The 22,253-nt window shown below is 72.7% G+C and carries 22 protein-coding genes; 10 read left to right on the plus strand and 12 right to left on the minus strand.

Annotated features, from left to right (window positions below):
• Both NON00_RS00820 and NON00_RS00825 read right to left on the minus strand, forming a co-directional pair.
• A partial coding sequence (locus NON00_RS00820) for an AAA family ATPase (RefSeq protein ID WP_370688646.1) occupies positions 1–1,244 on the minus strand: 1,244 nt, incomplete at its 3' end.
• Complete coding sequence (locus tag NON00_RS00825) at positions 1,241–1,834, minus strand: thioredoxin domain-containing protein (protein ID WP_256016511.1); 594 nt, start codon at positions 1,832–1,834, stop codon at positions 1,241–1,243. The genes NON00_RS00825 and NON00_RS00820, both read right to left, overlap by 4 nt.
• A gap of 288 nt (positions 1,835–2,122) precedes the next feature.
• Between NON00_RS00825 and NON00_RS00830 the strand changes: the two genes are divergently transcribed.
• On the plus strand, positions 2,123–3,400 hold the full coding sequence (locus NON00_RS00830) for a solute carrier family 23 protein (protein ID WP_256016513.1): 1,278 nt from the start codon (positions 2,123–2,125) through the stop codon (positions 3,398–3,400).
• Positions 3,401–3,527: 127 nt separating this feature from the next.
• Complete coding sequence (locus tag NON00_RS00835) at positions 3,528–4,313, plus strand: SDR family oxidoreductase (protein ID WP_256016515.1); 786 nt, start codon at positions 3,528–3,530, stop codon at positions 4,311–4,313.
• Positions 4,314–4,388: 75 nt separating this feature from the next.
• Here the strand turns inward: NON00_RS00835 and NON00_RS00840 are convergent, their stop codons facing one another.
• Positions 4,389–4,832: a DciA family protein gene (locus NON00_RS00840; protein ID WP_256016518.1), complete on the minus strand. Its 444-nt coding sequence runs from the start codon at positions 4,830–4,832 to the stop codon at positions 4,389–4,391.
• A 95-nt stretch (positions 4,833–4,927) separates the two neighbouring features.
• On the opposite strand from NON00_RS00840, the gene NON00_RS00845 reads away from it, so the two are divergent.
• The 4 genes from NON00_RS00845 to NON00_RS00860 all read left to right on the plus strand — a co-directional run bounded on the left by NON00_RS00845 (position 4,928) and on the right by NON00_RS00860 (position 8,334).
• A complete protein-coding gene (locus NON00_RS00845) occupies positions 4,928–6,094 on the plus strand; it encodes an A/G-specific adenine glycosylase (RefSeq protein WP_256016521.1) in 1,167 nt (388 codons plus the stop codon).
• Positions 6,091–6,615 carry a biotin transporter BioY gene (locus NON00_RS00850; protein ID WP_256016523.1) on the plus strand — a complete coding sequence of 175 codons (525 nt, stop codon included), beginning with the start codon at positions 6,091–6,093 and terminating at the stop codon, positions 6,613–6,615. The genes NON00_RS00845 and NON00_RS00850 overlap by 4 nt, the downstream gene beginning before the upstream one ends.
• A 196-nt stretch (positions 6,616–6,811) precedes the next feature.
• Positions 6,812–7,450 (plus strand): chloramphenicol acetyltransferase, encoded by a 639-nt coding sequence (locus tag NON00_RS00855; RefSeq protein ID WP_256016526.1) that lies wholly within the window; start codon positions 6,812–6,814, stop codon positions 7,448–7,450.
• A 38-nt stretch (positions 7,451–7,488) separates the two neighbouring features.
• Entirely contained in the window at positions 7,489–8,334 is an 846-nt protein-coding gene (locus tag NON00_RS00860) for a universal stress protein (RefSeq protein ID WP_256016528.1), read from the plus strand.
• A gap of 141 nt (positions 8,335–8,475) precedes the next feature.
• On the opposite strand, the gene NON00_RS00865 is transcribed toward NON00_RS00860, so the two are convergent.
• Positions 8,476–9,366 (minus strand): SMP-30/gluconolactonase/LRE family protein, encoded by an 891-nt coding sequence (locus NON00_RS00865; RefSeq protein WP_256016531.1) that lies wholly within the window; start codon positions 9,364–9,366, stop codon positions 8,476–8,478.
• Positions 9,367–9,613: 247 nt separating this feature from the next.
• On the opposite strand from NON00_RS00865, the gene NON00_RS00870 reads away from it, so the two are divergent.
• Entirely contained in the window at positions 9,614–11,980 is a 2,367-nt protein-coding gene (locus NON00_RS00870; protein ID WP_256016533.1) for a xanthine dehydrogenase family protein molybdopterin-binding subunit, read from the plus strand.
• Between the two features lie 144 nt (positions 11,981–12,124).
• Here NON00_RS00870 and NON00_RS00875 read toward each other — a convergent pair whose 3' ends face one another.
• The 8 genes from NON00_RS00875 to NON00_RS00910 form a co-directional block, all read right to left on the minus strand.
• Complete coding sequence (locus NON00_RS00875) at positions 12,125–12,805, minus strand: hypothetical protein (RefSeq protein WP_256016536.1); 681 nt, start codon at positions 12,803–12,805, stop codon at positions 12,125–12,127.
• Positions 12,806–12,816: 11 nt separating this feature from the next.
• Positions 12,817–13,416 carry a hypothetical protein gene (locus NON00_RS00880; RefSeq protein ID WP_256016538.1) on the minus strand — a complete coding sequence of 200 codons (600 nt, stop codon included), beginning with the start codon at positions 13,414–13,416 and terminating at the stop codon, positions 12,817–12,819.
• A gap of 287 nt (positions 13,417–13,703) precedes the next feature.
• The gene (locus tag NON00_RS00885) at positions 13,704–14,585 is read right to left on the minus strand and encodes an MBL fold metallo-hydrolase (RefSeq protein WP_256016541.1); all 882 of its coding nucleotides are present in this window, start codon (positions 14,583–14,585) and stop codon (positions 13,704–13,706) included.
• Positions 14,582–15,799 carry a lipase family protein gene (locus NON00_RS00890; protein ID WP_256016543.1) on the minus strand — a complete coding sequence of 406 codons (1,218 nt, stop codon included), beginning with the start codon at positions 15,797–15,799 and terminating at the stop codon, positions 14,582–14,584. Before NON00_RS00890 ends, NON00_RS00885 begins: the two co-directional genes overlap by 4 nt.
• A 141-nt stretch (positions 15,800–15,940) precedes the next feature.
• Positions 15,941–16,912 carry a DMT family transporter gene (locus tag NON00_RS00895; RefSeq protein ID WP_256016546.1) on the minus strand — a complete coding sequence of 324 codons (972 nt, stop codon included), beginning with the start codon at positions 16,910–16,912 and terminating at the stop codon, positions 15,941–15,943.
• A 216-nt stretch (positions 16,913–17,128) separates the two neighbouring features.
• The gene (locus tag NON00_RS00900; RefSeq protein ID WP_256016548.1) at positions 17,129–17,461 is read right to left on the minus strand and encodes a multidrug efflux SMR transporter; all 333 of its coding nucleotides are present in this window, start codon (positions 17,459–17,461) and stop codon (positions 17,129–17,131) included.
• Positions 17,461–18,444 carry a glycosyltransferase family 2 protein gene (locus NON00_RS00905; protein ID WP_256016551.1) on the minus strand — a complete coding sequence of 328 codons (984 nt, stop codon included), beginning with the start codon at positions 18,442–18,444 and terminating at the stop codon, positions 17,461–17,463. The genes NON00_RS00900 and NON00_RS00905 overlap by 1 nt, the downstream gene beginning before the upstream one ends.
• Before the next feature lie 42 nt (positions 18,445–18,486).
• The gene (locus NON00_RS00910) at positions 18,487–19,224 is read right to left on the minus strand and encodes a class I SAM-dependent methyltransferase (protein WP_256016553.1); all 738 of its coding nucleotides are present in this window, start codon (positions 19,222–19,224) and stop codon (positions 18,487–18,489) included.
• Positions 19,225–19,430: 206 nt separating this feature from the next.
• On the opposite strand from NON00_RS00910, the gene NON00_RS00915 reads away from it, so the two are divergent.
• The 3 genes from NON00_RS00915 (at position 19,431) to NON00_RS00925 (ending at position 22,226) form a co-directional block, all read left to right on the plus strand.
• On the plus strand, positions 19,431–20,300 hold the full coding sequence (locus NON00_RS00915; RefSeq protein ID WP_256016556.1) for a MaoC family dehydratase N-terminal domain-containing protein: 870 nt from the start codon (positions 19,431–19,433) through the stop codon (positions 20,298–20,300).
• A gap of 142 nt (positions 20,301–20,442) precedes the next feature.
• Positions 20,443–21,324, plus strand: a complete 882-nt coding sequence (locus NON00_RS00920) for a DMT family transporter (RefSeq protein WP_256016558.1) — start codon at positions 20,443–20,445, stop codon at positions 21,322–21,324.
• Entirely contained in the window at positions 21,321–22,226 is a 906-nt protein-coding gene (locus NON00_RS00925) for a DMT family transporter (protein WP_256016561.1), read from the plus strand. The genes NON00_RS00920 and NON00_RS00925 overlap by 4 nt, the downstream gene beginning before the upstream one ends.
• Positions 22,227–22,253 lie beyond the last annotated feature (27 nt).

Here is a 22,253-nt window from a genome sequence, read left to right on the forward strand (position 1 = left end):
GGCAGCACGGCGCGCAGCGTTTCCAGCGCCGCCGCCTCCTGCGCCAGCCGGGCCTCGGCGGCGCGGGCATCCTCGGCGAGGCGGGTGGCGTGGGCGAGGTCGTCCCGCAACTGGGCCAGCCGCGCCTCGGCCTCGGCCAGGGCGGCGCGGGCGCGGCGTTCCTCGGCCTCCAGACCTTCCTGCTCGACGCGGCGGCGCTCCAGCGCGGTGCGGGCCTGCGCCTCCGCCTCACGCGGGGCGGGCAGTGCCTGGGCGGCGGCGAAGGCGCGCGTGGCGGCGCGGGTGGCCTCCCCCTCCGCCGCGCCGGTGCGGGCGCGGGCGGCGGCGAAGCCCTCCCGCGCCGCGATCAGGTCGCGTTCCGCGCGGGCGGCCAGCAGCGAGAAATAATCAGCCTCCGCCTGGCGCGTCAGGCCGGAGAGGTTGCGGTAGCGCGCCGCCTGCCGGGCCTGCCGCTGGAGGGATTGCCGCTGCGTCTCCAACTGGCCCTTCAGGTCGTCGGCGCGGGTCAGGTTGGCCTCGGCCTGGCGCAGCTTCAGCTCGGCCTCGTGCTTGCGGGCGCGCAGGCCGGCGATGCCGGCGGCCTCCTCCAGCACCTGCCGCCGCTCCTCGGGCTTGGCCGCGATCAGGGCGGCGACGCGGCCCTGGCTGACCATGGCGGAGGAGCGCGCGCCGCTGCCGATATCGGCGAAGAGCGTCTGCACGTCGCGCCCGCGCGCCTCGCGGCCATTGATGCGGAAGCCGGTGCCCTCGCCGCGCACGATGCGGCGGGTGATCTCAAGTTCCGCCGCCTCCTGGTTGGGCGGCGGGGCGAGGCCGGCGGCCTCCTCCAGCAGCAGCGTCACCTCGGCCTGATTGCGGCCCGGGCGCGTCGTGGTGCCGGCGAAGATGACGTCATCCATCTCGCCGCCGCGCATGGCGCGGGCATTGGTCTCGCCCATCGCCCAGCGCAGCGCCTCGACGACATTGGACTTGCCGCAGCCATTGGGGCCGACGATGCCGGTCAGGCCGGGGCGCACCTCCAGCGTGGTCGGCTCGGCGAAGGACTTGAAGCCGGCGATGCGCAGGCGCACCAGCACGGCGCGCAGCGCGGCCTCGCGCGCCGCGGCCTCGGCGGCGGCATCGCGGGGCGGGGCTTCCGGCACGGCGGGCTCTTCACTTCCGGTCCCGGGCGGCGGGGTGAGGCCGTCCGGGGTCTGCGCGACGGGCGGCACGGTGCCGCCCGCCTCCTCGGTGGAATTGCTCAAGTGGCGGCGGCCTCGGCGGCGAAGCGGTCGAAGGAAATGCCGCCCGGCACCACGCGCGTGCCAAAGACAAAGGTGGGGGTGGCGTTCACCTTGAATTCCTGCTCCGCCTTCAGGCGGCTCTCCAGGATGGCGCGGCGCAGGCCCTGGTCGGCGATGGCGGCATCCACCTGCTCGCGCGTCATGCCGGCCAGCGCGGCGACCTTGGCGATCTCCGCCACCGGGTCGGCATTGCGGTTGAAGGCCCAGCGGTCCTGGCTGCCCAGCAGCGCGCTGATAAAGCCCTCATAGCGCTCCGCCGGCAGGCTGCGCGCCACCTGGGCCGCGGCCAGGGCCAGCTGGTCCAGCGGGAAGTCGCGCCACACCATCCGCACCTTGCCGGTGGAGACCAGCTCCTGCTTCACACGCGGCCAGGTCTCCTTGTGGAAAGCCGCGCAATGGCTGCAGGTGAGGGAGAAATACTCCACCACCACCTTGGCATCCTCCTGCCCGGCCGAGCGCTCGGACAGGCGCGGGTCCGGCGTCTGGGCAAACGCCACCGCCGGCACCATCAGCGCCGGCGCCAGCAACAGAGAACGGCGGGAGAGCGACATACAGCCTCCTCAAAGGGTTGGCGGACAAAACCGCCGGTTTCCGACCGCCTTCCTACCCCGCCCCCTCCTTTTCTTCCAGGCCACCTTTCTTTCGGGCTGCCGCTCCAGCGTGGAGAGGTGGGACGCGGCACGGGGGCGGGGCGCTGCCGGCCACGGGGCAACGGGCGCGGCGGCCCTCATGCCGTGGCCCGCTTCTCAACGCTGGAGCGGCAGCCCGAAAAAAAGACTTGTGGGGGTGGGGGGGATGGGGGAAGGGCGCGGCGCCAGAAACACAAAAAGGAGAGGCCAATGGCCCGCCTGTTCCCTGCCTGGACGCCCGCGCGCGGCGCCGTGGTGGGCCCCGAGGAGCGGTTGCCCGCCGGGGCGACCCTCGCCATGGGGCTGCAACACGTTGTCGCGATGTCCGGCGCCACCATCCTGGGGCCGCTGCTGATGGGGTTCGACCCCAATGTGGCGATCCTGTTTTCCGGCATCGGCACGCTGCTGTTCTTCGTGCTGACCGGCGGGCGGGTGCCGAGCTATCTGGGCTCCAGCTTCGCCTTCATCGCGGTGGTGGTGGCGGCGAGCGGCTATGGCGGCAGCGGGCCGAACGGGAATATCGCCCCGGCCCTCGGCGGCATCATCGCCGCCGGGGCGCTTTATGCCGCCATCGGCCTGGTGGTGATGGCCACCGGCACGGGCTGGATCGAGCGGCTGATGCCGCCGGTCGTCACCGGCGCGGTGGGGGCGGCGATCGGGCTGAACCTCGCCCCGGTGGCGACGCATGGCATCCAGGGCAGCGGCTTCAGCGTGGTGGTGGGGGTGGCGACGCTGCTCGCCGTGGCGCTGCTGGCCTGCTACGCGCCGCCGGCGCTGAAGCGCGTTTCCATCCTGGCCGGGACGGTGGCGGGGTATCTGGTCCATCTGGTGCTGGCCAACGGGCTGGGGCTGGGCCAGCCGATCGACTTTTCCGGCATCGCGGCGGCGCCCTGGCTGGGGCTGCCGGCCTTCACCGCGCCGCGCTTCGAGGCGGGGGCGATGCTGCTGATCGCCCCGGTGGCGATCATCCTGGTGGCGGAAAACCTGGGCCATGTGAAGGCGGTGGGTGCCATGACCGGCCGCAACCTGGACCCTTACATGGGCCGCGCCTTCCTGGGCGACGGGCTGGCGACCATGCTGGCCGGGGCGGGCGGCGGCACGGGCGTCACCACCTATGTCGAGAATATCGGCGTGATGGCGATGACGCGGGTTTATTCCACGCTGATTTTCGTGGTGGCGGCCTGCTTCGCCATCCTGCTGGGTTTCTCGCCCAAATTCGGCGCGGTGCTGCAAACGGTGCCGGGCCCTGTGCTGGGCGGGCTGGCCATCGCGGTGTTCGGCCTGATCGCCGCGGCGATGGCGCGGCTCTGGGTGGACAACAGGGTGGATTTCTCCGACCCGCGCAACCTGCTGACGGTGGGTGTCACCCTCATTGCCGGCGCGGGCGACCTGACGGTCAAGCTGGGCGGTTTCGCGCTGGGTGGCATCGGCACGGCGACGCTGGCGGCGATCCTCCTCTACCAGCTTCTGGGCCTGCGCCGCGCCTGAGCCGTGGCGCCCCGCCGTGCCGGGAGACGGCGGCAGCCTGACAGAAAAAAGATGGGGGTCCGGGGGAATTCATTCCCCCGGATTTTTGTTTTCATCGAAGCCTCTTCTTTTTTCGGAGACTCCATCGATGAAACTCGCAGGCCGCGTGGCGGTGATCACCGGGGGAGGCTCGGGCATTGGCCTGGCCACGGCGCGGCGTTTCGCGCGGGAGGGGGCGCGGCTTGCCCTGGTGGACCGTGACGCCGCCGCCCTGGCCGAGGCCGCCGCCACCCTCCAGGCCATGGGCCAGGCCATGGGCCAGGCCACGGGCGCCGAGGTGATGACCTTCGCCTCCGATGTCGGCGCCCCCGGCGCGGCGGAGGCGGATGCGGCGGCGGTGCTGGCGCGCTGGGGCCGCATCGACGTGCTGATGACGGCCGCGGGCTTCTCCTGTGGCGGCACGGTGCTGACCACGGCGGTGGAGGACTGGGATGCGGTGCTGCGCGCCAATCTCGGCGGCACCTGGCTCTGGGCGCGCGCCGTGCTGCCGGCGATGCGGCGGCAGGGCGGCGGCTCCATCATCACGGTCGCCTCGCAGCTGGCGCGGGCCGGCGGCCGGGGCAACAGCGCCTATATCGCCGCCAAGGGCGCCATTCTCAGCCTGACCCGCACCATGGCGCTGGATTTCGCCGCCGAGGGCATCCGGGTGAACGCCATCCTGCCCGGCGCCATCGAGACGCCGATGCTGGCCCGCAGCTTCGCCCGCCACCCGGACCCGGCGGTGCCGCGCGCGGCCTCCATCGCGCGGCATCCGCTGGGGCGGCTCGGGCGGCCGGAGGAAGTGGCGGAGGCGGCGCTCTTTCTCGCCGGGGAAGGCAGCAGCTTCACGACGGGGAGTGAGATCCTCGTCGATGGCGGGTGGCTCGCAGGGTAGGAGAAGAAGGCAAGAAATTAAGAGAAGACCGGGGGGACAGGGTCCCCCCATATTTTTCCTTTGGGGACCCCGCCTTCAGCTTGTCCGCTTGCCGCGCAGCACACCCTGGCCCAGCCGCGTCAGGGCGGCGCGCAGCTCAGGGTCCGCGATGCCCTCCAGCCGGGCGGCGGTGGCGGGGGGCAGGGCAACCGGGGCCGGTTTGGCGGGGCGGCGGGCGGGGCTGGGCATGCGGATCTGCACCAGGCGGATCCGCTGCACCAGCTTCTGGCCCAGCGCGGTATTGATCTTCGCCACCAGCTGCGGTTCCAGATATTGCAGTTCCATCGCCATGGGGCCGGAACAGCCCAGCGTCAGCGTGCCGGCGGAAAATTTCTGCGGCAGGCTCTGAGCCGCCAGCACCGGGCCGACAATCTCCGCCCAGTCGGAGATCAGATGCGCCGCCGCCGGGCTGCGCTTGCGGAAAATCGGCCGCGTCAGCTGCGGCAGCACCGCCCCCACCGGGCGCAGGCCCCGATCCACCCGCCAGCCGGCTTCCGCGGCGGAAGGGCCTGAGACAGGAGAGCCTGAGATGGGGGGGCTTGATCCGCGGCGCGCTTCGTCCTCTTCCTGCATCCGTGCTGTCCCCCGCTCCCCTGCCCAGGGCCCAGGCCCTGCTCGAATGGTATGATCGCCACCGCCGCGCCCTGCCCTGGCGCGAAGCGGTGCGCGATCCCTACCGCATCTGGCTCTCGGAAGTCATGCTGCAGCAGACGACCGTGGCCGCCGTGACGCCGCGCTGGCGCCGCTTCCTGGAACGCTTCCCGAGCGTGCAGGCCCTCGCCGCCGCCCCCTGGGCGGAGGTGGCGGAGGAATGGGCCGGGCTGGGCTATTACGCCCGCGCCCGCAACCTGCATGCCTGCGCCCAGGCGGTGGCGGCGCGCGGCGGCTTCCCCGATACGGTGGAGGGGCTGCGCGCCCTGCCTGGCATCGGCGCCTATACCGCCGCCGCCGTGGGCGCCATCGCCTTCGGCCGCGCCGTGGTGCCGCTGGATGGCAATGTGGAGCGCGTCACCGCCCGCCTCGCCGCCATCGAGGAGCCGCTGCCCGGCGCCCGGCCGCGCCTCGCCGCCCTGGCGCAGCGCTGGATGGAGCAGGCGGAGGCCGCCGCCCGCCCCGCCGATTTCGTCCAGGCGCTGTTCGACCTCGGCGCCACGATCTGCACCCCGCGCAGCCCGGCCTGTGCCCTCTGCCCCTGGCAGGCGGGCTGCGCCGGGCGCCGCGCCGGGCTGGCCGAGAGCCTGCCACGCAAGGCGCCGAAGCGCGCCCGCCCGGTGAAATACGGCGTGCATTTCCTGCTGGCCGACGCGGCGGGGCGGCTGCTGCTGGAGCGGCGGCCGCCCTCCGGCCTGCTGGGCGGCATGCTCGGCCTGCCCGGCACCCCCTGGCGCGAGGCGCCGTGGACGGAGGCCGAGGCCCTGGCCCATGCCCCGGCCCTGCTGCCGGCCTCCGCCTCCTGGGCTGCCGCCTCCGGCGAGGCGCGGCACGGCTTCACCCATTTCGAGCTGCGCCTGACGCTGCGCCTCGCCCGCGCACCGGAGGGGCTGAACACGGCGGGGGAATGGCTCTCGCCGGAGGCCGCCGCCGCCGCTCTGCCGGGAGCGATGCAGAAGCTTCTGGCGCTGGCAGGCGGGATGCTGGCAGGCGGGGTGCTTGCCGGCGGGGCGGGCGCCGTGGCAAGCCCCACCCTGGCGCCCTCCCCCCGGAAGGCGTCCGGAAAACGAAATACGGGACGCCCCGCATGATGCACCTGACCGCCACCCGCGCCCGCCCGGCCCTGGCCTTCGCCGGCCTCGCCCTGCTGGGCTCCGCCGCCATGGCCGCCGCCGCGCAGATCACCGTGCCGATGTGGCCGGTGCCCGCCACGCTGCAATCGCTGGTGGTGCTGCTGATCGGCGCGCTGGGCGGCCCGGCGCTCGGCGCCGCCGCGCTGATCGCCTATGTGGTTGAGGGCGCCATGGGCCTGCCGGTCTTCGCCGGTGGCGCCGCCGGCCCCGCCGCGCTGATGGGCCCCACCGCCGGCTATCTGCTGGGCTTCATCCTCTCCGCCTGGCTGGCCGGCTTCACCCCGCGCAGCGGCCTGCTGCGCCAGGGCGCCACGCTGCTCGGCGCGCATCTCGCCATGTTCATCCCCGGCGTGCTGTGGCTGGCCACCGTCACCGGCCTGGAAAAGGCGCTGATGGCCGGCTTCGTGCTGTTCATCCCCGGCACGCTGGTGAAGACCGCCCTGGCACTGGCCACGCTGCGCGCCGTCCGCCGCGGCTGAGAGCCAGCAGCCGGCGGGGTCCCCAAAGGAAAATATCGGGGGACCCCACCCCACCGGCCGAGGGGTCTCTCTGGGGAGGCAGAGCCTCCCCAGAGAACAAAAGCTCTGTCTGGGGCGGCGGCGGCGCCCCGCAACGTCACCGATCCGCCGCCAAAGCGTCATCCCCCCGCAATGGCCCGCATGGCACCCGGCTGCCATGCACCAGGATCCTGACACGGCGCGCAAGCAGCTTGGCGATGCGCCCTTCATCGACCCCAGCGCCCGCGTGCGCGACTGCACCTTTGGCCGCTTCAACGAGGTCGGGGCCCGCACCCGCATGGCCGAGTGCAGCATGGGCGACTACGCCTATGTCGTGAACGATGCCGACATCATCTACACGACGATCGGCCCCTTCTGCTCCATCGCCGCGCAGGTGCGCATCAACCCCGGCAACCACCCGCTGGAGCGCGTGGCGCTGAACCACTTCACCTATCGCGCCAGCGCCTATGGCCTGGGCGCGGACGAGGCCGGGTTCTTCGATTGGCGCCGGGCGAAGCCGGTGGTGCTCGGGCCGGATGTCTGGGTGGGGCATGGCGCCATCATCCTGCCCGGCGTCACCGTGGGCACGGGGGCAGCCATCGGCGCCGGCGCGGTGGTGACGAAGGATGTGCCGGATTTCGCCATCGCCGTCGGCAACCCCGCCCGCGTGCTGCGCCACCGCTTCCCGCCCGAGATCCAGGCGGCGCTGAAGCGCATCGCCTGGTGGAGGTGGAGCGATGACCGCCTGCGCGTCGCACTGGAAGAAATCCGCACCCTCCCGGCGGAAGAGTTCTGCCGGCGCCACGACCCGGTCTAGGCTGCCCCCCGAATCACCGGAACGGGGGAAACACGCCAATGCTCCGCAGCATCCTTCTCGCGCTGGACGACACGCCCGGCGCCGCCACCGCACGGGATGTCGCCATCGCCCTCGCCCGGTGCAGCGGCGCGCGGCTGACCGCCGCCAGCGTGCTCGACCTGCCGCACACGCGGGACGCGGTGGAGGCGGTGCCGCCCGGGGCCTCCGCCTTCCTGGAGCGCCGCAACGAGGCCCTGGCCCGCCGGGCGGAGGAAGAGGCGGGCGCCGCCCTGGCCGCCTTCATCGCCGCCGCCGGGGACCTGCCCTTCGCCACGCTGCGCCTGGAGGACGCGCCGGAGCCCGCCCTGCAGAAGGCCGGCGCGCGGCACGACCTGCTGGTGATCGGCCGCGACAGCACGCTGGGGCAGGAGGCGAATGAGGACGGCCTGGCCCCGGTGATCGAGCACCTGCTGCACCGTGGCGCGCGGCCGCTGCTCGTCGTCCCGCCGCGGGCGGAGATGGCGGACCACGACCCGGATGGCCCGGTGCTGGTGGGCTATGACGGCTCCCTGCCCGCCATGCGGGCGCTCCAGCTTTTCGCCCTGCTGCGCCCGGCGGGCGAGGCGCCGGTGACGGTCTTCACCAGCGATGAGGACCGCCCCCACGCCCAGGCCCTGGCCGGGGAAGCCGCCGAGTATCTGCGCGGCCACGGGCTGGCGGCCACGCCGCTCGGCGTCGCCGGGGAGCGCCCGGCGGATCTGCTGCTGGCCGAGGCCGCCTCCGCCCGCCCGCGCCTCGTGGTGATGGGGGCCTATGAAACCTCGGGCCTGCGGAGCTTCCTCCTGGGCTCGGCCACCCGCAAGCTGCTGCGGGAACTGGCCTGCCCGGTGTTTGTGCATCGGTAGGATTCAGGAAAGACGTTCTTTTTTTGAAAAAAAGAACCAAAAAACTTTTTTCAGTGCGGCGTCCCGCTGTGCCGGGAGACGGCGGCAGCCTGAAAGAAAGTCTTTTTGCTTCTTTTTCTTCAGAAAAAGAAGGTCTCTTGCCTAGCCCTGTGGAATTTCCACCGCCAGCACGCTGCCGCTCTCGCTCTCGGTGATGAGCAGGGTGGTGCCATCGGGCGCGAAGCAGCAATTGGTCGGCAGGCGGCCGAAGTCGCGGCAGTCGATGGCGAAGACGGGCACGCCGTGCTCATCCGCGCCCCAGACCATGCCATGGCCGGGATTGGCGGCGAAAAGGCGCCCGCGCCGGTCGAAGGCCATGCCATCCGGCCCCATCATGCCGCCGGGCAGGCGCAGGAAGCATTGCGCCTTGCCCACGAAGCCATCCTCGCGCAGGGCGAAGCGCCAGATGTCGCAGGAGCGCGTCATGGCCACATAGGCATGGCTGCCGGCGGGGTTCACCGCCACGCCGTTCGGGCTGGGGGCATTGGCCAGCAGCTTCTCCACCCGGCCATCGGGCCAGAGGCGCCACAGCCGCCCGCTCGGGTCCTGGAGGCCGGTCTGGCCCTGGTCGGTGAAGAGCACCTGCCCGCCCGGGCCGGTGGTGACATCGTTCAGGCCCTTGAAGCCCTCGCCCTGCACCGTCTCCAGCAGCGGGGCGATGCTGCCGGTGGCGGGGTCCAGGCTGAGCAGGCCGTGGCGGTGGTCGGCCAGCAGCAGGCTGCCGGCGCTGCCCAGGGCCAGGCCGTTCGGCCAGCCATCATACTCGGCCACCGCCTCCCACACCCGCTGGCCGACGCGGAAGATGCGGCCAAAGGGAATATCCACCACCATCAGGTTGCCGGCCTCGTCGAAGCACGGGCCTTCCAGGAAGCTGTGCAGCAGGGCACCGCCCCGGTTGGCATCCGCCCAGGCGGAGCGGCGGGGCTGGCGGTGGGTGTCGGGCAGCCGGCTGAGCAGCTTCGGGGTGAGGGCGCGGGGTGCAGGGAACCACATGGCCGCGCAAGCTGCCCCCGCGCGTCGCCACGCGCAAGAAGCTGCCCGCGCGTGACGGCGCGCAAGAAGCTGCCATGCGCCGCCACGCGCAAGAAGCTGCCCGCGCGTGGCGGCGCGCGAGAAGCCGCCATGCGTGGCGGCGCGCAAGTGGGTGAGCCACTCCAGTGTGATGAGGCCCTGCCCCTTCCCCTCCCCGGATTCCTGACCAATGATACGGGGCGGGAAATAATGCGGGGAGCGGACTCCAATGGCGAAATTCGGCCTCAGTCAGCCGGTGCGGCGCATCGAGGACCCACGCCTGCTGAAGGGCGCGGGGCGCTACACCGACGATATCGCGGCGCCCGGGCAGGTGCATGGCTATGTGCTGCGCAGCCCGCACGCCCATGCGCGCCTCCTCTCGATCGACACGGCGGCGGCGCTCGCCCTGCCCGGCGTGCACGCGGTGCTGACCGGGCAGGACTGGCTGGCCGAGGGGCTGGGCGAGATCCCCTGTGCCATCCCGCTGAAGAACCGCGATGGCAGCCCGCGCGCCAATACGCCGCGCTACGGCCTGGCGGTGGAACGCGTCCGCCATGTGGGCGACCCGGTGGCCTTCATCGTCGCCGACAGCCTGGCCATCGCGCGGGATGCGGCGGAGGCGGTGCTGGTCGATTACGACGTGCTGCCGGCCTGCACCGACCTCGCCACCGCCATGGAGCCGGGCCAGCCCCAGGTGTGGGAGGGCGCGCCCAACAACACCTGCTTCGACTGGGAGACCGGCGACAGGGCGGCGACCGAGGCGCTCTTCGCCCAGGCCGCGCATGTGACGCGGCTGACGGTGGTGAACAACCGCATCGTCGTCGCCAGCATGGAGGGCCGCGCGGCGCTCGCCGAATATGACGCGACCTCGGGGAAATTCACCCTCCATGCCGGCACGCAGGGCTCCTGGCTGGTGAAGAACCTGCTGGCCAATGCCGTCTTCCACCTGCCGCCGGAGAAGTTCCGCGTCGTCACCCCCGATGTCGGCGGCGGCTTCGGCATGAAGCTCTATCTCTACGCCGAATACGCGCTGTGCTGCTGGGCGGCGCGCAAGCTGGGCCGCCCGGTGAAATGGACCTCCGAGCGGATGGAGGCCTTCCAGTCCGACACCCAGGGCCGCGCCAACATCACCCTGGGCGAGCTGGCGCTGGATGCGGAGGGCAAGTTCCTCGCCCTGCGCACGCGCAACATCGCCGATATGGGCGGCTATCTCTCCACCTTCGCGCCCTTCATCCCGACCGGCGCGGGCACCAAGGTGCTGGCCAGCGTCTATGGCTTCCGGGCGATCTACGCCAATGTCCTCGGCGTGCTGACGCACACCGTGCCGGTGGATGCCTATCGCGGCGCCGGCCGGCCGGAGAGCAACTATCTGGTCGAGCGGCTGATCGACGCCGCCGCGCAGGAGACGGGCATCGACCGCATCGCGCTGCGCCGCCGCAACATGGTGCCGCCCTCGGCCATGCCGCACCGCACGCCGGTCGGCCAGAACTACGATTCGGGCGATTTCGCCACCGTGCTCGATGCCGCGCTGGCGAAGGCGGACTGGGCCGGCTTCGCCGCCCGCCGCGCCGCCTCCGAGGCCGCCGGCAGGCGCCGCGGCATCGGCATGGCCTATTACCTGGAGGCCACCGGCGGCGATGCCTCGGAGCGCGCCGAGCTCCGCTTCGCCGCCGATGGCATGGTGGAGGTGCTGGTGGGCACCCAGTCCACCGGCCAGGGGCATGAGACGGCCTATGCCATGATCACCAGCCACCAGCTTGGCATCCCGATCGAGAAGATCCGCGTGGTGCAGGGCGATTCCGACGCGATCCCGACCGGTGGCGGCACCGGCGGCGCGCGCAGCCTCTATTCCGAGGGCACCGCGCTGCTCGCCACCGCCGCCACGGTGATCGAGAAGGGCAAGCAGGCTGCCGGCGAGGCGCTGGAGGCCGCGCCCGCGGATATCGAGTTCACCGCCGGGCGCTTCAGCATCGCCGGGACGGATCGCGGCATCGGCATCCTGGAACTCGCCATGACGCAGCGCGCCCGCGCCGCGCGGGGCGAGGCGGCCACGCAGCTCGATGCCGCCGAGGTCGCCGCCATCCCGGCCCACACCTTCCCCAATGGCTGCCACATCGCCGAGGTGGAGGTGGACCCGGAGACCGGCCATGTCAGCGCCAGCCGCTACATCGTGGTCGATGATGTGGGCCACGCGCTGAACCCGCTGATCGTGCGCGGGCAGGTGCATGGCGGCGTGGCGCAGGGCTATGGCCAGGCGCTGATGGAGCGCACCGCCTATGACCCCGAGACCGGGCAGCTCCTCTCCGCCAGCCTGAACGACTACGCCCTGCCCCGCGCCGCCGACCTGCCGGAGATCGAGGTGGAGCTGATGGAAATCCCCTGCGAGACCAACCCGCTCGGGGTGAAGGGCGCGGGCGAGGCAGGGGCCGTCGGCTCGCCGCCGGCCCTGATCAACGCCGTGATCGATGCCCTGCGCGCGCATGGCGTGACGCATATCGACATGCCCGCCACCCCGGAAACCATCTGGCGCGCCCTGCTGCCGGGCAGCGGCGCCACAGCCGCCCCGTCCAGAACCCTGACCCCCATCCCCGCCTGATTCTTCTTTCAGGCTGCCGCCATCCCGTGGAACAGCGGGACTTCTTTCAGGCTGCCGCCGTCCCGTGGAGCAGCGGGACGCGGCATTGGGGCCAGCCGGAACGTGGGGGGCTGTATGGCCCCTCCTGTTCCGGCCACTGAAAAATCAGCGGAAGGTGAGTTCGCTGGTGGTGCAGAGGTTGATGTTGCGGCGCTCCTCGGCGCGGCCATTGCCCCAGACAATGCGGATGTCATAGGCGCAGGGGCCTTCCGGCAGGCGGATGAACATCCGGTCGCCGGCTTCCACCACCTCCTCGCCCAGGCGGTCCTCGCCCCAGTCGTCATTCGTGGTGGGGGAGGCGTAGAGCTCGCGGATGGGACGGGTGCCCTCATTCACCAGATCAAAGCTCGGGTCGCCCTGCGGGGCGGTGCGGCGGCCATCGCTGCCCTCGGCCAGGGTGCCGGTGCGGGCGGGGGTGCCGATCACCACATCGCGGTCGCGGCAGGTGTCGATGTCGCGCTTTTCCTCCGTCAGCCCGTCGGCGAAGACGAGGCGCAGATCCGTGCGGCAGCCGCCGCGCGGCGGCATGCGCACCGCCGTTTCGCCGCCCTCGGCCAGGCCATCCGGGCCCAGGCGGTTCTCGCCCCAGGCGCGCGCGCGCACGGGCGAGGCATAGAGGCGCTCGATCGCCCTTCCGCTGAGATTGCGCAGGTTGAAGGAACCATCCATGTCGGCCGGGGCCGGCTGCGCCAGGGCGGGCGCGACCAGGACGGGCGCAACCAGGGCGGGGGTGGCCAGCAGGAAGGCGGCAAGGGCGGAAGTAACCAGGGCGGGGGGGATCCGCATGCGGAGACTCCTCACGGAAAGCGCACCGCCGGGCGGGCGCAGAGATCGACACCGCGCTGTTCCTGGGCGGCGCCATCGGCATAGACGACCTTCACGTCGTAAATGCAGCCGCCCGGGGGCAACGGAAAGGCAAGGCTGCCGCCGCCCCGCAGGGGGCGGCCGGCCAGCAGGTCCTGCCCCCAGTCCGGCTGCCCGGCGGGGGAGATGAAGAGGTAGGAGACGGGGCGGCGGTCCCGGTTCTCCAGCCGCAGTTCAGGGGCGGCGGGCGGCTTGGGCGGCGGCAGCGGGCCGAGGAAGACCTGGCGCAGGGCGCAGGTATCGGCGCCGCGCATGTCCTGCACCGCGCCATCGCGGAACACCACGCGGATGTCCTGGAGGCAGCCGCCGCGCGGGTCCAGCCGCACGCGGTGGAGGGCGCCGGGCGGCACGAACTGGCTGCCCAGCCGGTCATGCCCCCAGTCCGGCGCGGCAGCGGGGTTGACGAAAAGCTGCTCCACCGGGCGGGGCGTGTTGTTGACGAGGTCGAAGGAAGGGTCAGGCAGGCGCGGCTGGGCCAGGGCCGGGCCGGCCAGCAGGCCCCAGAACAGAATGGCGGAATACCGGGTCTTCACGGTGGATGCTCCCTTCAACCGGAGGCTGAACGGCGCAGGCATGGCCGGGTTGCCTGCCGCTGTCCACCCGGCGGGCGATCAAGGTTTCGCTCGCTGGGGAGGCTCTGCCTCCCCAAACCCGTTTTTTGTTCTCTGGGGAGGCTCCGCCTCCCCAGACCCCTCAGCCGAGGTGGCACGGCCACCCCAAACCTTCCCTTGGGGCCCCCGCGATCTGATGGCGGGGTCCGGGGGGACCCTGTCCCCCCGGCGGGGTGCGGGGCAGCGCCCCGCATTCTTTCATGCTTATTTTAAGCCACCCACGCCTCGCCCTCGCGCCGGGCCGCGCCTTCCACCCCCAGCTTGACGAGGTGGGCGAGCAGGCTGCGCCCCGCCGCCGGGACGAGCCGCGGATCGAGCGCGCCATAGACCGCCGGCACCAGCCCCGCCGCCGTGGCCCGCCCGGCGGCGCGCAGCGCGGCCAGGACCTTGGCCTCACGCTCTCTCCGGTGGGCCAGCAGGGCGCGGGTGAAGGCGGCCGGTTCCTCCACCGGGGCGCCGTGGCCTGGCAGGAACAGCCCTTCCGGCCGGGCCGCCAGCCGCTCCAGCCCGGCCATGTAATCGGCCATGTCGCCATCCGGCGGGCTGACCACGCTGGTGGACCAGCCCATGACATGATCCGCCGAGAACAGCACCCCGCCGCCCTCCAGCGCGAAGCAGAGATGGTTGGCGCAGTGCCCGGGCGTGTGCAGGGCGGCGAGGCGCCAGCCCTCCCCTTCCACCACCGCGCCATCGGCCAGGGCGATGGCGGGGGTGAAGGCATGGTCGCCGCCTTCATCGCCGGCGCCGGGCGGCGTCTGGTGCGGGCCGAAGCCCAGGGTGGGGGCGCCGCTCACCGCCGCCAGCGCCGCCGCCCCCGGCGAATGGTCCCGGTGCGTGTGGCTGACGAGGATGTGGCTGATCCGTTCCCCCGCCAGCGCGGCCAGCAGGGCGGCGCGGTGGGCGGCCTCCTCCGGGCCGGGGTCGAGCACCGCCACCGCCCCCTCGCCGATCAGGTAGGTGTTGGTGCCGAGGAAGGTGAAAGGCCCCGGATTGCCGCAGCGGATGCGCCGCAGCCGCACCCCGCCGAAGCGGCCGAGTTCCTCCACGGCGCCGGTCTCCAGCGGGTCGTCACGGCGGAAGGGGGGGCTCATGGCGTCAATCCGGGTCCGGTGGAGGCGTGGCGCGGCGCCGGGTCGCAATCCGGCACCACGGGGGCGTCGCGCAGCGTCTGGCGGGCGAAGGCCAGGGCATCGCGCTGGGAGGCCATCCAGGCGCCCTGGTGGTCCTCCCCGGCATAGAGGCGGGCCTGCACGCGCGTGCCGGCGGCGCAGGCGGCGCGGGCCAGGGCGCGCTGCCTCTCCGGCGCCGCCTCACGGTCCGCCGCGCCGATGCCGAGGAAGACGGGCATGGGCAGGCGCAGCGAGGGATAGGCGAGATCGGCCAGCAGCGGCGCCAGCGCCGCCTCCGCCCCCGGGCGCAGCACGGCCTGGGGCGGCGCCCCCGCCCCCAGCCCGGCCATGCGCAGCTGCGTCGCCAGCGTGCCCATGCAGGCGGTGGCGGCGGATTCGGCCAGCGGCAGGGCCAGCGGGGTGAAGAGGCGCTCCGGCGCCAGCCCGCGCCGCTGCCCCCGCGCCCCCTGCACGAGGTAGAAGAGCTGGGAGAGATCAGCCTCCGCCGCGGCATCCCCGGCCGGGGCTGGTGCGGGTGCTGGCGCCGGGGCGCCAGTGGCCAGCACCGCCTTCACCGCGAGTTCGGGCGCATAGGCCGGGGCCAGCGCGCCCGCCGCCAGCGCCGCCGCCCCGCCCTGGGACTGCCCGCCGATCACCACCTGGTTGGCGATGCCGAAATCCTCGCCGATGACGGCGCGCGCCGCGTCCAGCAGGCTCTGCGCCTCCGCCCGGCGGTCGAGATAGGCGGTGCGGCCGGGGGTGCCGAGCCCCTCGAAATCGCTGACGACGATGGCGAAGCCGGCCTCCAGCCAGGCGCCGAGATAGCGCTCGGCGCGCGGGCTGGCGCCGGTCCAGGAGGGGGCGCAGGCATCGCCCACCCCCACCACGGCATGGCCCCAGGCGAGCAGCGGCCAGCCCCCCGCCGGCGGCGCGCGCGGCGGCAGGAAGAGCAGGCCGGAGACGGCGATGGGCCGCCCGTCCAGCCCGCTGCGGCTGCTGTAGAGAATGCGCCGCTGCGACCCCGCCTGGGCGATGCCCTTTTCCTGCGGCAGCGGCTCGGTGCGCAGCAGGTGGCCGGGCGGGCCGTCCAGCGCCGCCTCCCAGTGGTAGAAGGGGGAGATGCCGGGCTCCGCCGCCGCCTCGCCAGGGGCCGGGCCGGTGGTGCAGGCGGCCAGGCAGAGAGCCAGCAGGGGCATGGCCCAGTGCCACCCCCGCGGCCTGTCGGGCCCGCCCGCACCCTGCCTTTCCCCTGCCGCCATGCGCCGGGCTCTCCCCAGATTCTGCCCGGTATTGGGGCAGGATGCGCGGGGCTTGTCCATCAGGCCCGGGTTGAATGATCAGCCGGGGTTCTTGCGCGCCGGGAGGTCCCTGGAGCGGCCCCCCCCTGGAGCGGCCCCCCTGGAGCGGCTCATCGAGAGGGCGATGCCGCCGCCGATCAGCGCCAGCCCCGCCGCGTGGAAGAGTTGCAGCCGCTCGCCCAGGAACAGCACGGCGAGGCCGCTGCCGAAGAGCGGCATGAGGTGGATGAACTGCCCCGCCCGCGCCGCGCCGATCAGCTCCACCCCGCGGTTGAAGAAAAGATAGGCGAGCAGCGAGGGAAACACCGCCAGATAGCCCAGCGCCAGCAGCGCGCCGGGGGCAGGCATGGGGTGGCTGCCCTCCAGCGCGTAGCCCAGCGCCAGCGGCGGCAGGCTGAGGGCGATGCTGGCGGTGAGGAAGCTCAGCGGGTGCAGGCGCGGGCGCAGCCGCAGGCAGGTGGAATAGACGGCATAGGAAAGGACGGCGCCGAGCACCCAGAGATCACCGGGATGCAGGCTGAGGCGCAGCAGATCCTCCAGCGAACCGTGGCAGGCGATGGCGGCGACGCCGGCGATGGAGAAGGCCACCCCCAGCATCTGCCGCGCCCCTGGCCGCTCCCCGAAGAGGAGGAAGGCGCAGAGCAGGATGGCGACGGGGATGACGGATTGCAGCAGCAGCCCGTTGATGGCCGTGGTGCTGCGCAGCCCCTGGTAGACCAGCACGCTGAAGCTGGCGACGCCGAGCAGGGCGAGCAGCAGCAGCCGCCCCGGATGGGCGCGCAGCACCGGCCCGTCCCGCCGCAGATGCGGCCAGGCGAAGGGCAGCAGCACCGCCAGCGCCACCACCCAACGCCAGAAAGCGAGGAAGAAGGGCGAGGCCGTGCCATTCAGCGCGCGGCCAAGGACGAAATTGCCCGACCAGAACAGCGCCGCGAGGCAGAGCAGCAGGGTGGGCGCCTGCCAGAGCCGCCCGGCGAGAGAGGAAGAGGCGGCTCGGGTCTGGCTGGCCATGCGGGTCCTCGCGTGTTGCACCGCAACAGACCTAACGCAGCCGCCCCCGCTCTCCAACCCGGCGGCCGGATTGAGGGGGCTTTGCCCCCTCAAACTCCCCCAGCAGGGGACGGGGTCCCCTGCACCCGCCTTCAGAAAGGGTTTCCAAAGGCCTCAGGCCTTTGGTGGGGAGAGTTTGAGAGGGGCAAAGCCCCTCTCAAGAGCGCGCACCCAGGGTCAGGCGGTGGCGAGCAGCGCCACGCCGAGGGAGATCAGCCCGATGGCGGCGATCTTCTGCGCGCCCAGTGCCTCGCCGAAGAGAAAATGCCCGATCAGCGCGATGACGACATAGGAGGCGGCGGTGCAGGGCAGCGCCACGCTCATCGGGATTTTCCGAAGCGCAACGATGTAGAGCATGGCCGCGCCGCCATAGAAGCCGAGGCCGATGATGGTCTGCCAGCGGAAGAGCTGGGCGAGGAAGCCGCCCTCCCCCAGCGTGCCCGCCTTCAGCAGCACCTGCCCGACCAGGGAGGCGGAGATGGCCACCGCCAGCACCAGCCAGTGCAGCATCACGCCGCGTCCCGCGCGCGGATGACATCGCGCACCACGCCCTGGGGCTTGCCATTGGCCGAGAGGAAGGCGCGGCCGAGATACTCGCCCATCACGCCGAGGACGAAGAACTGCGCGGCGGCCACCAGCAGTTCCACCGTCATCACCGAGGCCCAGCCGGAGGGGGTTTCCTTCGTCAGCGCCTCGATGATGGTGAAGACGGCGCCCAGCATGCCGAGCACGCCCATGCCGAGGCCGACGAACATGGCCAGCCGCAGCGGCATCAGCGAGAAATTGGTGGCGAGGTTCAGCCAGAGGCGGATCAGCCGGCGCAGCGTGTAGTTGCTGCGGCCCTGGGCGCGGGCCAGGTGCATCACCTCGATACTGTCGATGCGCTGCGTCACCTGCACGATGATGCCATCGATATAGGGGTAGGGGCCGGCGTATTTCGTCACCTCCCGCACCACCAGCGCCGACATGCAGCGGAAGGAGGACAGGTAGAGCCCCTTCGGCTTGTCCATCAGCTGGTCCGCCACCCAGTTGGCGAAGCGCGAGCCGAGGTTGCGCCAGCCCTCATGCTCCTTGCGGGCATAGCGGGTATAGACCACGTCCCAGCCGCCGAGGCGGGCATGGTCGTAGAGCTTCACCACCTCCTCGGGCGGGTTCTGGAGGTCGTCATCCATGGTGATGACATAGTCGCCGCGGGCATGGCGCAGCCCGGTCATGACCGCGTTGTGCTCGCCGAAATTGCGCGCATGCTCGACATAGGTGAGCGGCACGCGGGCGCTGGCGGCGAGGGCGCGGCAGACATCGCCGGAATTGTCCGGGCTACCGTCATTGACCAGCACGATCTCCAGCCCGCCCTCCGGCGCCAGGGCGGAGAGCGCCTCGACCAGCAGCCCGACCGTCTCCGCCCCGCGATAGACCGGCACGACGATGGAGAGGCCGACGCGACGGGAGGCGGAACCCTCGGCGGCGGCGGGAAGCGGGTGGGCGAGGCTCATGCGCGTCGGCTTTCCGGTCGGGGGGGGGGAAGGAGATCAGGCTCAGGCGGGCCGGCGCGCGGTGAGCAGCACGGACCCGCCGGCCGGGTAGCGCAGGCCGAGGCGGGCCAGCGCGGCTTCCGCCACCGTGGCCGCGTGCAGCGTGGCATCCAGCCAGGGCGGAAATGGGGCGACATCGCTGGCATCGGCCTCGCCGCGCGCCAGGATCTTGCGCTGCACGATCATCAGCGGCAGCAGCAGGGCATTCCAGTAGCGCGCCGTGACGGCCTCAAACCCCGCCGCGCGCAGCAGCGCCACGGCCTGCGGCGCGGTGTAGCGGCGGGCATTGTGCACGCGCCGGTCATGCGCCGAGGCCAGCCAGGAAAAGGCCGGCAGGTTCAGCACCAGCAGCCCGCCCGGCGCCAGCACGCGGCGCATCTCGGCCAGGGCGGCCGCCTCCGCCACCGCCGCGTGGCACAGCACATCCAGGCTGGTGAGGGCGGCGAAGGCGCCATCGGCGAAGGGCAGGCGCGCGGCATCGCCGGCGGCGATGGCGGCGCCGGACTTGGCGGCGGCGCGGGCGGCGGCAGCGGGGTTGTATTCCAGCCCGGCCAGGGCCTGCCCCGGAAAGGCGGCGGCCAGGTGGCGCAGCAGCCCGCCCGTGCCGCAGCCGACATCCAGCCAGGGGCCGGGCGGCGGGGCCTGGCCGCGCAGCGCCGCGGCGGCGCGGGACCGCAGGGCGCGGTACCACCACATGCCATCCTCGGCGCGGTCCATCAGGGCGTATTCGTCGGCGTCCACGCGATCCTTGTGGCAGCGCCGGACCGGCGCGGCAATGGTCCGCCCGGCCCGGAAGCACCGCCCCGGCCGCGATTTCCACGCCCCGCCCGCTATGCGGGAGCGCGTGGCGGCGGTATCGCGTGAGAGGCGGAATCGCCACCGGGAAGAGCCCGGAAGGGTCCCGGGTGGTCCCGGGCGCAGGGCCCTGGCGCAGGGAAGGAAGCAGGATGGCCTACGAGGAGTATCTCGGCCGCACCGAGAGCCGGGAAGACCGGATGGACCCCCGCCTCGCCGAAGGCATGGCCGCCACCCTCGGCCAGCCCCTGCCCCCGCCCGGGGAGGATCTGCCGCCGCTCTGGCACTGGATGCTGTTCCAGGACTGGCGCCCGGCCGGGGGGCTGGGGCCGGATGGCCACCCGCAGCGCGGCGGCTTCCTGCCGCCGGTGCACCATCTGGAGCGCCGCATGTGGGCAGGCGGGCGCCTCACCTTCCAGGGGGGCTTGCGCGTGGGCGACACGCTGCGCCGCACCAGCACCATCCTGCGCATCGACCAGAAGGCAGGCGGCAGCGGGGAACTGGTTTTCGTCACCGTCCGCCACGCGCTGGAAGGCCCGCGCGGCCCGGTGCTGGAGGAGGAGCACGACATCGTCTACCGCGGCACCGGCGGCGCCGCCCTGCGCGAGGCCCCCGCCGCGCCGGACTGGCTGGAGGCCCGCCGCGCCACGGTGCTGCCGGATGCGGTGGCGCTGTTCCGCTACTCCGCCCTCACCGGCAACGGGCACCGCATCCATTACGACCACCCCTATGTCACCGGGGTGGAGGGCTACCCCGGCCTCGTGGTGCACGGGCCGCTCCAGGCCACCTGGCTGGCGGCGCATGCCCTGGCCCTGGCGCGGGAGGAGAGAGGGCCGGGCGCGCGGCTGGCGCGCTTCGCCTTCCGCGGCCTGCGCGCGGCGATCGCCGGCCGGCCGCTCACCCTGCTCGGCCAGTGGGAGAAGAAGGGGGAGAAGAAGGGGGGGACAGGGGCGCGGCTGCGGCTGGAGACGCGCGACGATACCGGCGCCACCTGCCAGGCCGCGGAGGCCGACCTTGCCTGACCCCACGCCCGCCTCCCCTTCCCCTTCCTCTGTCCAGGCGGAGGCCCCGCCCTCCCCCATCCGAAAACCCCCGGCCGGGGCGGAGGCGCCACCGCCCCGGCCGCAGGCGCCTCCCCAAGCGCCTCCCCCCCGGCGGGAGGTGGTGGACAACACCGTTCTCGGCATCGGGCTGATCGCGCTCGGCTATGCCGTCATCGCCGGGGCGGATGCGGCGGTGAAATGGGCCATGCCGCAGGTCGGCCCGGCCATGGCCATGGTCTGGCGCGGCATCTTCGGCGCCCTCGCCATCCTGCTGCTGGCGCGCGGCGCACCCCTGCGGCCGGTGAATGGCCGCCTCATCCTCTGGCGCAGCCTGCTGCACTGCGTCGTCACCATTGGCTTCTACATCGCCTGGGCGCGGGCGGTGCCGCTGGCCGATACCTATGCCGTCTCCGCCGCATCGCCGCTGCTGATGACGCTGCTCGCCATCCCGCTGCTGGGGGAGGTGGTAGGCTGGCGGCGCTGGACCAGCACGGCACTCGGCTTCTGTGGCGTGCTCGTCATGCTCCAGCCCGGCGGCGCGCTGTGGCGCTGGGAGGCGGGGATGATGCTCGCCGCCACCGGGCTGATGGCGCTGACCCGCATCTGGACGCGCATCCTCTCGCGCAGCGATGGCGCCGCGACCATCGCCTTCTGGCTGCTGCTGGCGCATGTGCCGGTGGGGCTGCTGCTGCTGCCGGCCTTCCCGCCCCTGGCCTGGGTGCCCTCGCCCGGCGTGGCGCTGGCGCTGGTCGGCTTCGGCATGGCCAATGGGGTGGCGCATTTCCTCTTCGCCCGCGCCTTCGCCCTCGCCCCCGTCTCGGTGCTGGCGCCCTTCGAATACACCACCCTGGTCTGGGGCCTGCTGCTCGGCCTGCTGATCTGGGGGGATTTCCCGGCCGGCAGCACCCTGGCCGGGGCGGGCATCGTCGTCACCGCCGGGCTCTACAACCTGCACCGGGAACGGCTGCGCGCCCGCGCCGCCCGCCGGGAGGCCCGCGCATGATCCAGCGCCGGCACGACCTGAAGCGCGGCGCGCTGCTCATGCTCGCCGCCACCGCCCTCTTCGCGCTGATGAGCGCGCTGGTGAAGCTGCTCGGCAGCCGCATCCCCTTCGCCGAGCTGGTCTTCTTCCGCAACGCCTTCGCCCTGCCGGTGGTGGTGGCCATCGCGCTGCGCCGCCACGCCACGCTCTACACCCGCCGCTTCCCCGGCCATCTCGCCCGCGCCTGCACCGGCCTCTCGGCGATGAGCTGTTCCTTCTACGCCCTCACCGTGCTGCCGCTGGCCGAGCAGACGGCGCTCAGCTACTGCACGCCGCTCTTCGTCATCATCCTCTCCATCCCCTTCCTGGGGGAGCGGCCGGGGCCGCACCGCTGGGCGGCGGTGGTGGTGGGCTTCCTCGGCATCCTGGTGATCGCGCTCGGCCAGGGCGCCTTCGGCGGCGGCCACCCGGTGGCGGAGGGGGTGACGCAGGCCATGGTCACCCTCGGCTTCGCCGCCGCCGCGCTGAACGGCCTGTTCTCCGGCATGACGACGATGCTGGTGCGCCAGCTCTCCGACACCGAGGCCAGCGCCACCATCGTGCTGTGGCAGTCCCTGCTGATGAGCAGCCTCAGCTTCATCGCCCTGCCCTTCCTCTGGGTCACGCCCACGCTGGGGGAATGGCCGCTGCTGCTGGCCATCGGGCTGATCGGCGGCTTCGCCCAGGTGCTGCTGACCGAGGCCTATGCCAGCGCGCAGGTTTCCTCCCTCGGGCCTTATTCCTACACGGCGCTGATCTGGGCGATGATGATCGGCTGGCTGGTCTGGGGCGATGTCCCCACCCTCGCCATGCTGGCCGGCGCGGCGCTGATCGTGGGCGCCGGCCTCTACGTGCTGCATCACGAGATGCGGAAGAGAAAATAGTCGAAATTCTTCTTTTTCTGAAGAAAA

The sequence above is a fragment of the Roseomonas sp. GC11 genome, from assembly GCF_024437745.1.
Lineage (GTDB): Bacteria > Pseudomonadota > Alphaproteobacteria > Acetobacterales > Acetobacteraceae > Pseudoroseomonas.